At 63.7% G+C, this 13,234-nt stretch carries 9 protein-coding genes; 8 read left to right on the top strand and 1 reads right to left on the bottom strand.

Annotation, left to right across the window (positions count from 1 at the left end; all coding sequences use genetic code 11):
- The first annotated feature begins 208 nt into the window (after window positions 1–208).
- The 3 genes from FFS37_RS15515 to ilvN are packed head-to-tail and all read left to right on the top strand — an operon-like array spanning window position 209 to window position 5,726.
- A complete protein-coding gene (locus FFS37_RS15515; protein ID WP_137931829.1) occupies window positions 209–1,990 on the top strand; it encodes an acetolactate synthase 3 large subunit in 1,782 nt (593 codons plus the stop codon).
- A gap of 36 nt (window positions 1,991–2,026) precedes the next feature.
- Window positions 2,027–5,113, top strand: coding sequence for a CHAT domain-containing protein (locus tag FFS37_RS15510; RefSeq protein WP_137931828.1), 3,087 nt, complete (start codon window positions 2,027–2,029; stop codon window positions 5,111–5,113).
- A gap of 40 nt (window positions 5,114–5,153) precedes the next feature.
- The gene (gene ilvN, locus FFS37_RS15505; protein WP_137931827.1) at window positions 5,154–5,726 is read left to right on the top strand and encodes an acetolactate synthase small subunit; all 573 of its coding nucleotides are present in this window, start codon (window positions 5,154–5,156) and stop codon (window positions 5,724–5,726) included.
- Between the two features lie 22 nt (window positions 5,727–5,748).
- Here the strand turns inward: ilvN and FFS37_RS15500 are convergent, their stop codons facing one another.
- Complete coding sequence (locus FFS37_RS15500; protein ID WP_408631438.1) at window positions 5,749–6,135, bottom strand: metalloregulator ArsR/SmtB family transcription factor; 387 nt, start codon at window positions 6,133–6,135, stop codon at window positions 5,749–5,751.
- Window positions 6,136–6,323: 188 nt separating this feature from the next.
- Between FFS37_RS15500 and FFS37_RS15495 the strand changes: the two genes are divergently transcribed.
- From FFS37_RS15495 to FFS37_RS15475, 5 genes are all read left to right on the top strand, one after another.
- Window positions 6,324–7,283 (top strand): acyl-CoA desaturase, encoded by a 960-nt coding sequence (locus FFS37_RS15495; protein ID WP_137931825.1) that lies wholly within the window; start codon window positions 6,324–6,326, stop codon window positions 7,281–7,283.
- Between the two features lie 108 nt (window positions 7,284–7,391).
- Window positions 7,392–7,988, top strand: coding sequence for a LysE family translocator (locus FFS37_RS15490; protein ID WP_137931824.1), 597 nt, complete (start codon window positions 7,392–7,394; stop codon window positions 7,986–7,988).
- Window positions 7,989–8,104: 116 nt separating this feature from the next.
- Complete coding sequence (locus tag FFS37_RS15485) at window positions 8,105–8,575, top strand: nucleoside deaminase (RefSeq protein WP_137932042.1); 471 nt, start codon at window positions 8,105–8,107, stop codon at window positions 8,573–8,575.
- A gap of 219 nt (window positions 8,576–8,794) precedes the next feature.
- Window positions 8,795–10,069, top strand: a complete 1,275-nt coding sequence (locus FFS37_RS15480; protein WP_137931823.1) for an efflux RND transporter periplasmic adaptor subunit — start codon at window positions 8,795–8,797, stop codon at window positions 10,067–10,069.
- Window positions 10,066–13,227: an efflux RND transporter permease subunit gene (locus FFS37_RS15475; protein ID WP_137931822.1), complete on the top strand. Its 3,162-nt coding sequence runs from the start codon at window positions 10,066–10,068 to the stop codon at window positions 13,225–13,227. Before FFS37_RS15480 ends, FFS37_RS15475 begins: the two co-directional genes overlap by 4 nt.
- Window positions 13,228–13,234: the final 7 nt, after the last annotated feature.

Below are 13,234 nucleotides of genomic sequence, written 5' to 3'. Positions count from 1 at the left end.
GTTCGCCTTTATGGTCCGCCACCATGAAAACGGCACTCATTCTCGTAGGAAGGCGCGTGGGCAAGGCGGTGTAACCGCCGGGCGAAAACCTCCCATGCGCAACACACAGGCTCCCTCGGGGGCCTTTTTTATTGCCTGAAACACGACTAAACGACCAATAACACCCAAATGGCAAACGCCAGATGGCGCACAGTACGGGACCAGACCGATGAGCAATGGACAGAGTGAGCGGCGCGAAATGACAGGCGCCGAAATGGTGGTGCAGGCGCTGAAGGACAATGGCGTCAAGCACGTCTTCGGCTATCCAGGCGGCGCGGTGCTTCCCATTTACGACGAGATTTTCCAGCAGGATGAGGTCGAGCACATTCTGGTGCGCCATGAGCAGGGTGCCGGCCACGCCGCCGAGGGCTACGCGCGATCGACCGGCAGGGCAGGCGTCATGCTGGTGACCTCGGGTCCCGGCGCCACCAATGCGGTGACACCCTTGCAGGACGCATTGATGGATTCGATCCCGCTGGTCTGCCTGACAGGGCAGGTGCCGACCTCGCTCATCGGCTCGGATGCGTTCCAGGAATGCGACACGGTCGGCATCACGCGGCCCTGCACCAAGCACAACTGGCTGGTGAAGGACGTCAACGAACTCGCCGCGACCATTCACGAGGCCTTCCATGTCGCCACGACCGGCCGGCCCGGCCCGGTCGTTGTCGATATCCCCAAGGACGTGCAGTTCGCCAAGGGTTTCTATGTGCCGCCGCAGATCGCGCCGCGCACCAGCTACCAGCCGAAGGTCCAGGGCGACCTGGAGAAGGTGAAGGCGGCTGTCGAACTGATGGCCAGCGCCAAGAAGCCGATCATCTATTCCGGTGGCGGCGTCATCAATTCCGGCCCGGAAGCCAGCCATCTCCTGCGCGAACTGGTCGACCTCACCGGCTTCCCGATCACGTCGACGCTGATGGGGCTCGGCGCCTATCCGGCCTCGGGCAAGAACTGGCTGGGCATGCTCGGCATGCACGGCACCTATGAAGCCAACATGGCCATGCATGACTGCGACGTCATGGTCTGCATCGGCGCTCGTTTCGACGACCGCATCACCGGCCGGCTCAACGCTTTTGCGCCGAACTCGAAGAAGATCCACATCGATATCGATCCGTCCTCGATCAACAAGAACGTCCATACCGACGTGCCGATCATCGGCGATGTCGGACGCGTGCTGGAGGATCTGGTGCGGCTGTGGCGGGCAAGCGCCAAGGCCGACAAGAAGGCGCTCTATCCCTGGTGGGAGCAGATCGCCAAATGGCGCGCGCGCGATTCACTCGCCTACAAGATGAACAACGACGTGATCATGCCGCAATACGCCATCCAGCGGCTCTACGCGCTGACCAAGGACATGGACACCTACATCACGACCGAGGTCGGCCAGCACCAGATGTGGGCGGCGCAGCACTATCATTTCGACAAACCCAACCGCTGGATGACCTCGGGCGGGCTGGGCACGATGGGCTATGGCCTGCCCGCCGCTCTCGGCGTGCAGATCGCGCATCCCAACGCGCTGGTGGTCGATATCGCCGGCGACGCCTCGGTGCAGATGACGATGCAGGAGATGAGCGCGGCGGTGCAGTATGACGCGCCGATCAAGATCTTCATCCTCAACAACCAGTATATGGGCATGGTGCGCCAGTGGCAGCAGTTGCTGCACGGCAACCGGCTGTCGCATTCCTACACCGAGGCGATGCCTGATTTCGTCAAGCTGGCGGAAGCCTATGGCGGCCATGGCATACGCTGCGAGAAGCCCGACGAACTGGACGACGCGATCAAGGAGATGATCTCGGTCAGGAAGCCGGTGCTGTTCGATTGCCGCGTGGCGACGCTTGCCAACTGCTTCCCGATGATCCCCTCCGGCAAGGCGCATAACGAGATGCTTCTGCCCGACGAGGCGACCGACGAGGCCGTCGCCAACGCCATCGACGCCAAGGGCCGGGAACTGGTGTAGGCCGGGACAGGACCAGTTTTGCTTGCGGCCAAAACCATGGGACGCCCGGACCTTGCCACGATCCGTTCGCGGCGCCGGCGGATAGCGGGGCTTGCGCTCGCCGGGACAATCGTCCTGGCGTCAGGCACGGCCGGGCTCGCCGGCCAGGCGGTGCCCTCGGCCGGCAACCAGGCTTCGACAAGCCAGGACGCCACGCCGCGGCCGCCGGAAATCCAGGCGGTCGAGGACGCCATTCGCAAGTCGGACTTTGCCGGCGCCCGTAACAAGGCGCTGGCGCTGATCGACGGTGCCTTTGCCAGGCGTGACCCGAAGGCGGCCGCCTACGCGGCTTATCTTATGGCGCAGGCCGACATGTATGCCGGGGACTGGCAGGATCTCTACGGCAGGCTGATCGGGCGGGCGGACGGCATTATCCGCGATCTCGACCAGAGGCGCGGGGACGAGTTCACGCTGATGTTGGCCGACGCCGCCGGCCGCATCGGGCACCCGGACGAACAAGACAGGTTGCTCGACCTTCATGTCGAAGCCATCACCGGGCGGCTCGGACCGGATTCGGAAGACGCGCTCAATGCGCGGGTCGATGCGGCCTATTCGCAGCTGACCGCCAAACGCGCCGACGTCGCCGAGAAGCGGCTGCTCGCGGCCCTCAATGCGATGGAGATCGGCGGTCACGCCGACCTGTTCTTCAAGACTGTCGGGCAGGCCGGCGACAGTTTCAACCGCTTTGCCGGCGCCGAGGCGGCCCAGCGCATCTTCCAGCGCGGTCTCGACTCCAAGTTGATGCAGACCGACGCCGGGCCGGGCAAGGGCTTCCTTCTGTTCAACCTCGCAGCCTTCCTGCGCGACCAGAAGGACTATGAGGGCGCCAACCGGTTCGGCTACCAGGCCCTCAACCTCCTGGCCGATCATTTCGGCATGGGCAGCGCCGAAGGCCTATCGGCCTATGATGGCTTGGCGCAGACGATGCACGCCGCCGGCCAGCTGGCACCGGCCGAAGCCGCCTACCAGTTCATCTTCGAGACCGGCCTCAAGTCGCTTGGCGAGGACAGCCCCGATCTGTGGCGCATGATGAACAACCGCGCCGCCGTGCTGCGCTCGCTGAAACTGCCCGCCGCCGCGCTGGAATTCGACAAATACGCCTATGACAAGCGCTTCAAGGCGCTTGGCGGGGGCGCCGGCGATACCGTCATTTCGGCGATGAACATGGCGCACGACCTCCTGGAGGCCGAACGCTGGAAGGATGCCGAGACGGCGCTGGCAGCCATTTCGCGCATCGTTGCCCAGCCGGGCTTCAATGATGACTACCGCCGGCAGACCCGGCGCTGGCTGGCCTATGCGCAGTTCCGCCTGGGTGAACGAAAACTGAGCCGCAAGCAAATCCAGTCGCGCGACACGACCGAGTTCACCGACGGCGCCGATATCGAGCAGTCGCTGGCCTTCTTCGATCTCTTCGCCGACAAGGCCGAGTCGATGGGGCTGACCGAGGATGCACTGGCCTATCGCGAACACGCCGTGGCGATCGCGCGCGAGAGCCTGGGTGACGCGCAGCCGATGACCTTCGAGGCCGAGCTGGCGCAGGCGCGGCTGCAGGAGAAGACGGACGCCAAGGCCGCTGTCGAAAGTTACCGCAAGCTCGACGCCGTCATCTTCGACTGGGCGCGTTCCAGCGTGTCGGCCTCGGGAAGCCTGCGCGCCGGGCAGGCTTCGCGCGTGCTCGTCGACGACATGCTGGTCTCGCTCGCCGAGCTGGCGACCCGCAACGCCGATGCGGCGGAGCTGTTCGCCGCCATGCTCGACAATTGGAAGACGCTGACCCGGGGCACCGAACGGCGTTTGCGGGCCGAGGCCGAAACCACCCAGGACAAGGCGCTTCGTGACCTTATCCGGCAATATTTCAGCGATTTCGGGCGTTTCCGCGAGTTGGTGACGGCGACACTTTACACCGACGCGCTGGCACCCCAGCGGCAGGCGATGGAGGATTCCCGCAACGCCTTGAACGCCGCCTTGCAAAAGCGGGGCGAGCAGCCCGTCGCGCAGTGGATCTTCAGTTCGCCGGAGGAGGCAAAGCCGCTTGCCAGGCCTGCCGCCGGCGACGTCATCGTCGACCTGGCGATCACAGGCGATTGGCCCGTGGACCGGGGCGGCACTCCGGACAGGTATCGGGTTTTCGCCACGGTCTCGCGAGCCGAAGGCCCGGTCGAAGTGGTGGAGGTCGACGCGATCGACGCGAGGAACGGCAAGGGCGATACCGGACGCAAATTCAGGGCGAAGCTCGCCAAGGCCCTGGGCGATGCGGCCAAAGGCGCCAAGGCGCTTTACGTCATCCCCGCCGATTTTCTCTATCAGGTCGATTTCGCCGAATTGCAGCCCGATGGCGGCAAGCGGCTGGGCGAACTGGTTGACTTGCATACGGCCACCAGCCGGCAGGCCTATGAATTCCGGCAGAAAGAGGACCGGCCTTCCGCCAACGACACGATGCTGTTGGCGGGTGGCCTTTTCTACGGCAAGGAAAGCGGCAGCGCTTATCTGCCGGGGTCGCGTGCCGAGGTCGAAAAGATCGCCGCGCTCGCCCGCCAGAAGGGCATGGCGGTACAGCTAGCGGAAGGCAATGACGGCGGCGAGGCGGCCATGCGCGCGGCTGCCGGCGGCAAGGCGATCCTGCATTTTTCGACGCACGGCTTTTTCGAACCCGGCCAGGGGCGGTCCGAACAATTGATGAATGCCGGCTTCGTGCTTTCCGGCGCCAGGCCGGCGGACGAGCCCGGGGAAGGGGACGGCGACAACATCGTCTACGCCCGCGAGCTCCTGAGCTGGAACCTGCGGTCCTCGCAGCTTGTCGTGGTGTCGGCCTGCGATACGGCGCTTGGCGACATCGGCGTCACCTCCACCGTGCGCGGCCTACCGCTCGCGCTGTCGGTGGCCGGCGCCCGGCGCACGCTGCTGACCGTGGAGGAGGTCGGCGACGAAGCCACGATGCAGTTCATGGCGCGCTTCTACGAAAATCTCTTCGGCGGCATCAGCTATGCCGATGCCTTCATCAAGACCAAACGCGAAGCCTGGGCCGGCAAGATCGACGGTTTCCCGGCTGCATCGACCAGCGCATACATTCTCTTCGAACATTGAACAGCGCCGGCGAGAGGCCGGCCAGAGACAGGACAAGACCATGGCACAGCACCTTCAACCGACCGGTTCCGCCTACTTCATCGCCAAGGAAACCGAGAAGCCGGAGACGCACACGCTTTCCGTGCTGGTCGACAACGAGCCGGGCGTGCTTGCCCGGGTCATCGGGCTATTCTCCGGGCGCGGCTACAACATCGAGAGCCTTACCGTCTCGGAAACCGAGCATGAAAAGCACCTGTCACGCATCACCATCGTGACGCGCGGCACGCCGCATGTGATGGAGCAGATCAAGAACCAGCTGGAACGCATCGTGCCGGTGCATCGTGTGGTCGATCTTTCCGTCCGTTCGCACGAGCTTGGTCAGGAGCGGCCGCTCGAGCGGGAACTGGCGCTGGTCAAGGTCGCCGGCACCGGCGAGGCCCGGGTCGAAGCGCTGCGCCTGGCGGACGCTTTCCGCGCCAGCGTCATCGACGCCAACACCGAGCATTTCATCTTCGAGATCACTGGCAAGGGTTCCAAGCTCGACCAGTTCATCGCCATCATGAAGCCGCTCGGCCTGGTGGAGATCTGCCGCACCGGCGTGGCGGCCATGAACCGAGGCCCGCAGGGGATGTAGAGCCTCATACGGCGCCGGCGGATCACCCCTGCGGTTCTGCCGGCGGGACTTCGCCCTTGGCGCTGGCCAGGGCCTTGCTTTCCTTTTTCAGCGGCCGCGAAACGGGGCAGACATCCTGAACGAAGCCATTGAGGGTGTTCACCAGATTGTTCTCGACCAGCGAGTAGTGGATGAACTGGCCCTGCCGCTCCCTGGCGATGAGACCAGCCGTCTCCAGGATGTTCAGATGCTGCGAGATGGACGGCTTTGACATGTCGAAGCGCGCCGCGATCTCGCCCGCGGTCAGCGACGAGTGCGCGAGATAGGCGAGTATCTTGCGCCGGGGTTGCGACGACAGCGCTTCGAACACGCGCTGTATGGCGCCGCTGGCGCCGGCGGTCGTTTCGCCATCCGATGTTTTTTCTTCGATCACGTCCTGCCGCCTCATGGCTCGCGAAGGCATGCGCGCCTTCTGCCCGCTTTTTGATTTCGAATTTAGACTATTGCCTAAATACCTAATCTGCCATAGTAGATGATTAGCTTATTGCCTAAATACGGGTCGAAACCCCAAAAGGCAAGGCTGGGTTCGGAAAATGTTCATGCGAGGAGGGGTTCCCGATGAAGACCATTTCCACGGGCAGGATGATTTCCCGGCACGAGAGCGACGCACGCGATGGCCGCGTTGTCTGGATGCCGGCCAAGTCGATCTGGGTCGGCGCGATGACCGTTATCGCCATCGTGTTCGGGCCGCTTACTTTCAACTGGAGCGCCTTTGCGCTGTTCGTCGTGATGACGGCGGTCACGATCTGCGCCGGGCATTCTGTCGGCATGCATAGGCTGCTCATCCACCGGTCGTTCAAGGTTCATATCTGGATCGAACACGCATTGGTCTATCTCGGCGTGCTGGTCGGCATGGCCGGCCCGTTCGGCATGATTTATGCGCACGATATCCGCGACTGGGCGCAGCGCCAGACCGCCTGCCACGACCTGCATGCCCACCGCCGGCCCTTCTTCATCGACGCCTTCTGGCAGATGCATTGCGCCGTCGCGTTGCGCAATCCGCCCGATTTCGTCATCGAGCCGTCGATCCGGAATGACCGGTTCTACAAATTCCTCGAACGCACATGGATGCTGCAGCAACTGCCATGGGCGATTGCCTTCCTGCTGCTTGGCGGCTGGAGCTGGGTGGTCTGGGGGATCGCGGTGCGTGTTTCCGTCTCCTTGACCGGACATTGGCTGGTCGGGCATTTCGCGCATCGTGGCGGCGACCAGGGTTGGTGCGTCGATGGCGTGGCGGTGCAGGGCTACAATCTGCCGCGTTTCGGCCTGGTGACGTTCGGCGAGAGTTTTCACGGCAATCATCACGCCTTCCCCGAATCCGCGCGGCTTGGCCTGGAGCGCGGGCAGATCGATCTCGGATGGATCTTCATCCGGGTCCTTGCAGGCCTCGGTTTGGCGCACGGCGTGAAGCTTCCGGAGAACACCCCGAGACGGAAGGGGCTACGCCGCCTGCGCGGCAGGGAACAGACCGTGCCTGGCGCGAACAGTCATCTGCCGGCTCCGTCTCCCGGCAGATGACGGGTATCCGGCCGGCTGAAGTCGCAAGGCGGCTGCTGGCCCAAAGGATTGTGGTTGCGTCCGACACGTCGGCTATCTAAGTCAGCATTGCTGACCTTGTTGGACCCGATGTCACTCGACGCATTCCTCGCACTGCTTGTCTATGCCTTCGTGACCTCGATCACGCCGGGGCCGAACAATCTCATGCTTCTGGCCTCCGGCGTCAATTTCGGCATTACCCGGACGATACCGCATATGCTGGGCATCAGCATCGGCTTTCTCGTCCTGTTGCTCGCCGTCGGCTTCGGGCTTGGCGCCGTGCTGACAGCGTTTCCGGCGCTGCACACCGGGCTGAAGATCGCCGGCGCCGCCTATCTGCTCTATCTCGCCTGGAAGATCGCCATGTCGCGCTCGCTCAGCGGCAAAGGAGAGGCGAAGGCGCGGCCGATGCGCTTCATCGACGCCGCCGCGTTCCAGTGGGTCAATCCTAAGGCGTGGGTGATGGCGATCACGGCAATGGCCGTCTACGCCAATGCCGAGCACCCGTTCTTGTCGGTGGTGTTGATCTCGATCGCCTTCACCATCGTTAACCTGCCGAGCGTTTCGATATGGGCGGGGTTCGGCACGGCGCTGCGGGGGTTCCTCTCGGATCCGGTGCGGCTGAAATGGTTCAACATCGCGATGGGCGCGCTGCTGGCGGCGACGCTTTGGCCGATGCTGAAATAGGCTCAGGACGCATGGATCAGGGCCGGATGCAGATCGCCGGCTTGAATCTGATCTGCAGCCCCTTGGAAATTCCTTCGCTTGAAGACAAGATCGGCTCAGCCTCTTGGGGGAGTTCGATGGAAAGCCACGAGCCGTTTTTACGCGAGGCGATTGCGCTCTCGAAATCCGCGATGGAACGCGGCGACGAACCGTTTGGCTCGGTTCTGGTGAAGGACGGCGACGTCATCCTGCGCGCCGAAAACAGCGTCTTCACCGGCCACGACATGACGAACCACGCCGAGATGAACCTGGTTAAACTGGCGGCGCAACACTACGACACTGCTTTTCTCGCCGATTGCACGCTCTACACCAGCACGGAGCCGTGCGCGATGTGCTCCGGGGCGATTTACTGGTCGGGCATCGGGCGTATGGTGTTTGCGTGTTCCGAAGCGCGGCTTGGCGAGATCGCCGGGATCGGGTTGAACGTGCCGAGCCGCGCGGTGCTGCAAACCGGCGCGCGCATCGTCACCGTGGTTGGCCCGAACCTCGAAGAAGAAGCCGCCGAAGTCCATGAGGAATTCTGGCCGAAGCATCTGGGCAAGGTTTAGAGCCCGGCTTTTGGGGCCAATGACGGGCGTACGCCCGTGATCGTAGCCGGCTGCCTATCCATTGTGCAGTGCATATTAAATCTTCGTAATGCCGTGTTTTGGCCCTTTTCCGACAAACGCCTGTCCTATCTATTCGGCTAAATCGGGGCAATCAGCCGTGATTTGTGCTAGAAACGACCACCTTGCAACGGCGTGTCGGACGGAGAGGGCACTTTGACGATGCGTGGAAAAGTCATTCTTTCGCTGCTTGCAATCGCCTGTGCGGGGGCGGCCTGGCTCTATCTGTCCCCTGACACGCTGGGCAAGGTCCAGCAGATGATCGGCACCAAGCCGGTCGCGGCGGCAGACACGGCTGGCAAGCCGGCAGCCGACAAAAAGGCATCGGACAAGCAGGGCGGCGGCAGCGCTCGCTCGGCTTCGATCGTTTCGGCGACCGCGACGACAGCCGATTTCCCGGTCCGCCGCTATGCCATCGGTTTCGTTTCCTCTCCCGCCGTGGTCAGCATCAATGCGCGCGTCTCCAGCCAGATCGTGTCGATCGACGTCAAGGACGGTCAGATGGTCAAGGCCGGCGATCTCCTGTTCTCGCTCGACGATCGCGCCCTGAAGGCGCAGCTCGCCAAAGACCAGGCCACGCTGGCCAAGGACCAGGCCTTGCTTGCCAGCGCGACGGCGGATCTTGCCCGGGCCAAGGATCTCGTGGCCAAGCAGGCTGGCACGCAGCAGACTTATGACCAGGCACTTGCGGCTCAGAAGGCCGCGGCCGCCACCATCGACGCCGACCAGGCGACGATCGATGCCGACAAGGTCCAACTGAGCTACGCCACCATCACGGCGCCGATCGCCGGCCGGCTGGGTGCGGTCAGCGTCGCCGTCGGCGACCTCGTGACCACCTCAAACGGCAACAGCTCATCCTCGACTCCGCTCGTCACCATCACCCAGATGGACCCGCTGCAGGTCAACTTCAATCTCCCCGAAAGCAACCTCGCGCTGCTGCACAAGGCGCTGGCCAACCCGCAGCAAGGTGCGGTGACGCTGACCAAGGACGGCGACCCGACGCCGATCGGCAAGGGCACGCTCGACTTCGTCGATTCCAGCGTCGATACCGCTTCGGGCACGATCGCCACGCGGGCCAGTATTCCCAATGCCGATCTTTCGCTGTGGCCCGGCCAGTATGTGAACGTCATCCTGGATGCCGGCATCATGCCGCAGATGACGTCCGTTCCGACCGTGGCGGTTCAGCCCAGCCAGAAGGGGCCGTTCGTCTATGTGGTTAAGCCGGACAACACGGTCGAGATGCGCCCGGTTCAGGTTGCGCTGACCGAGGGCGACAACAGCGCCATCAGCCAGGGGCTGAAAAGCGGCGAGAAGGTCGTCACGGAGGGCCAGACAAGGCTGAAGGACGGCGCCGCCGTGCATGAAGGCAACGCCACCGCGAGCACCGGGGCGCCGAAGGTGGCCGAGGCGACCAATGCCGGCGAGGCAGCCCGATGATCTCCGAATTCTGCATACGCAGGCCGGTCGCCACCCTTCTGATGTCGTTCGCCCTCGTGCTGGGCGGACTGTTCGCTTACAAGTTCCTGCCGGTGGCGGCGCTGCCAAGCGCCGAATTCCCTGTCGTCAACGTCTCGGCTTCGTTGCCCGGCGCTTCGCCGGAAACCATGGCGACGTCGGTGGCGACGCCGCTGATCAAGCAGTTCGCGACCATCGCGGGCATCGATTCCATCTCGACCACCAACTCGCTCGGCCAGACCTCTATCGCCATCCAGTTCGTGCTCAACCGCGACATCGACGCGGCCGCGGCCGACGTGCAGGCGGCAATCGCGCGCACGCAGAAATCGCTGCCGCCGCAGATGACGTCGCCGCCGAGCTACCGCAAGGTCAATCCCGCCGACGCGCCGATCCTCTTGATGTCGCTGGTCAGCGACACGGTTCCGCTGACCGATCTCGACGCCTTCGCCGAAAACGTGATCTCGCCATCGCTGTCCACCATCGACGGCGTGGCGCAGGTCTCCATCTACGGCCAGCAGAAATACGCGGTGCGCATCCAGATCGATCCGACCGCGCTTGCCGCGCGCGGTATCTCGATCGACCAGCTGCAGGCGGCGGTCGCGTCCGCCAACAGCAACACGCCGCTGGGCGTGCTCCAGAACGACAAGCAGCAGCTGACCATCACCGCCAACACGCAGCTCACCGATGCCGCCGGCTTCTCGAACCTCATCATCGCGACCAAGAATGGTCACCCGGTGCGGCTGGGCGAAGTGACGCGCGTGGTCGATTCCGTGCAGACCACGACGACAGCAAGCTGGTATGACGGCACCCGCGCGATCATCATGGCCGTGCAGCGCCAGCCCGATGCCAATACGGTCGACGTGGTCGACAAGGTCAAGGCGATGCTGCCGTCCTTCCAGGACCAGATGCCGGCCGCCGCCTCGATCAAGCTTCTCAACGACCGCTCGACCTCGATCCGGCAGGCCGTGGACGACGTGCAGTTCACGCTGCTCTTGACCATCGTGCTGGTGGTGATGGTGATCTTCGTGTTCCTGCGCCGGGTGACGGCGACCATCATCCCGGCCGTGGCGGTGCCGATCTCGCTGATCGCCACGCTCGGCGCGATGTTCCTGTTCGGCTTTTCCATCGACAACATCTCGCTGATGGGTCTGACGCTTGCCGTCGGCCTGGTCGTCGACGATGCCATCGTGATGCTCGAAAACATCTTCCGCCACATGGAGGAGGATGGGCTGTCGGCCTTCGAAGCATCGTTGAAAGGCGCACGCGAAATCGGCTTCACCATCATCTCGATCTCGATTTCGCTCGTGGCGGTCTTCATTCCCGTTCTGCTGATGGGCGGGGTGATCGGCCGCATCTTCAACGAGTTCGCCGTCGTGGTGACGGTCGCCATCCTGGCCTCGATGTTCGTGTCACTGACGCTGACGCCGATGTTGTGTTCGCGGCTGCTGTCGGTGAGCAAGGCCGACCGCGAGGCGCATGGCGCCGGCCACAAGCGTGATTTCATCACGCGCGGCTATGACCGTATCCTGAGTTTCTGCCTGCGACACACTTTCCTGGTGTTCCTCGTTTTCGTCGGCACGGCGGCGGGGTCGGTCTGGCTGATCCAGGTTTCGCCGAAGGGCTTCTTCCCGCAGGAGGATATCGGCCAGATTTCGGTCACCACCATCGCGCGCCAGGACATCTCCTTCGACGCCATGGCCAAGCTGCAAGGGCAGGTGGCCAGCGTCTTCTCGAAGTCACCCTATGTCGACCATGTCGCGTGGTCGGCGGGCAGCGGCAACAACGCGCTCAACCAGGGGCAGCTCTTCGTCCAGCTCAAGGCCAAGGACCAGCGTCCCAATATCGAAAAGGTGCTTTCGGACCTGCGCAAGCAACTCTCCGGCGTGGCGGGCATCGAGACCTACATGCAGCCGGTGCAGAATCTGCGGCTCGGTTCGCGCTCGTCCGCCAGCGCCTACCAGCTCGTGGTGCAGGGGCTTGATACCGGCCAGACCGATATCTGGGCGCAGAAGCTGAACGATGCGATGGCGGCCGACCATCAGACCTTCACCGACGTCACCAGCGACCTGCAGAACAATGCTTTGCAGGCGTCGCTGGTGGTGGACCGCGACAAGGCCGCCCAGCTCGGCATCGATACCGATACGCTGCGAACCGCCCTCTACGGCGGATTCGGCACCGACCAGGTGTCGACGATCTTCGGTTCGGCCGACAGCTATGAAGTCATCACCGAGCTTGATCCCAAGATCGAGTGGTCGCCCGAGCGCATGCTCGCCATCCAGGTGCGAACGGCGAGCGGCAGTCTGGTTCCGCTCGGCGCCTTCTCCAGGGTCGATCGCACGGCTGGCGCCCTGACGGTCAACCAGCTCGGCCAGCTTCCAGCGGTGACGATCTCCTACAACCTGCCGCAAGGCATCGCGCTGGGTGACAGCGTCACCCGCATCCAGCAACTCAAAGACCAGATCGGCATGCCGAAGGCGATTTCGACCACCTTTGCCGGCACCGCCAAGACATTCCAGGATTCGCTTGCCAACCAGGGCCTGCTGATCGGCGGCGCGATCCTGACCATCTATATCGTGCTCGGCATCCTGTACGAGAGTTTCATCCACCCGCTGACCATTCTCACGGGCCTGCCGTCGGCTGTGCTCGGGGCGGTTGTCGCCTTGCGCTTCGCCGGCATGGATCTGTCCGTGATCGCCGTGATCGGCATCCTGATGCTGATCGGCATCGTCAAGAAGAACGGCATCATGATGGTCGACGTCGCGCTGGAGTTGCGACGGGAGGGCATGTCGGCCACGGAGTCCATCCACAAGGCCTGCCTGATGCGCTTCCGGCCGATCATGATGACGACGCTTGCCGCGCTGATGGGCACGTTCCCGATCGCGCTCGGCACCGGCGCCAGCGCCGAGCTGCGCCAGCCGCTCGGTGTCGCCGTCGTCGGCGGCCTGCTTGCCTCGCAGGCGCTGACCCTCTTCGTCACGCCAGTGATCTATGTCTATTTCGAGAGGTTCTCGGGCTGGCTGGTCGGGCTCATGCCGAAGCGGAAAGCCGAGGCCGAGGTCCTCGACAGCGGCGACCAGCCCTCGCTGTTCGGCAACAACGACGATATCCCGCGCGAGCCGCAAAAGACGGCGGCCGAATAATGCAGGT

The organism is Mesorhizobium comanense, assembly GCF_005503535.1.
Taxonomy (GTDB): Bacteria; Pseudomonadota; Alphaproteobacteria; order Rhizobiales; family Rhizobiaceae; genus Mesorhizobium; species Mesorhizobium comanense.
The sequence above is the reverse complement of the archived record's forward strand: the minus strand, read 5'-3'. Positions and strand labels throughout refer to the sequence as shown.

Bases quoted from the DNA above. Each gene is read 5' to 3' on its own strand.
- FFS37_RS15515 (WP_137931829.1), top strand. From the start codon at position 209: ATGAGCAATGGACAGAGTGAGCGGCGCGAAATGACAGGCGCCGAAATG.
- FFS37_RS15510 (WP_137931828.1), top strand. From the start codon at position 2,027: ATGGGACGCCCGGACCTTGCCACGATCCGTTCGCGGCGCCGGCGGATA.
- ilvN (WP_137931827.1), top strand. From the start codon at position 5,154: ATGGCACAGCACCTTCAACCGACCGGTTCCGCCTACTTCATCGCCAAG.
- FFS37_RS15495 (WP_137931825.1), top strand. From the start codon at position 6,324: ATGAAGACCATTTCCACGGGCAGGATGATTTCCCGGCACGAGAGCGAC.
- FFS37_RS15490 (WP_137931824.1), top strand. From the start codon at position 7,392: ATGTCACTCGACGCATTCCTCGCACTGCTTGTCTATGCCTTCGTGACC.
- FFS37_RS15485 (WP_137932042.1), top strand. From the start codon at position 8,105: ATGGAAAGCCACGAGCCGTTTTTACGCGAGGCGATTGCGCTCTCGAAA.
- FFS37_RS15480 (WP_137931823.1), top strand. From the start codon at position 8,795: ATGCGTGGAAAAGTCATTCTTTCGCTGCTTGCAATCGCCTGTGCGGGG.
- FFS37_RS15475 (WP_137931822.1), top strand. From the start codon at position 10,066: ATGATCTCCGAATTCTGCATACGCAGGCCGGTCGCCACCCTTCTGATG.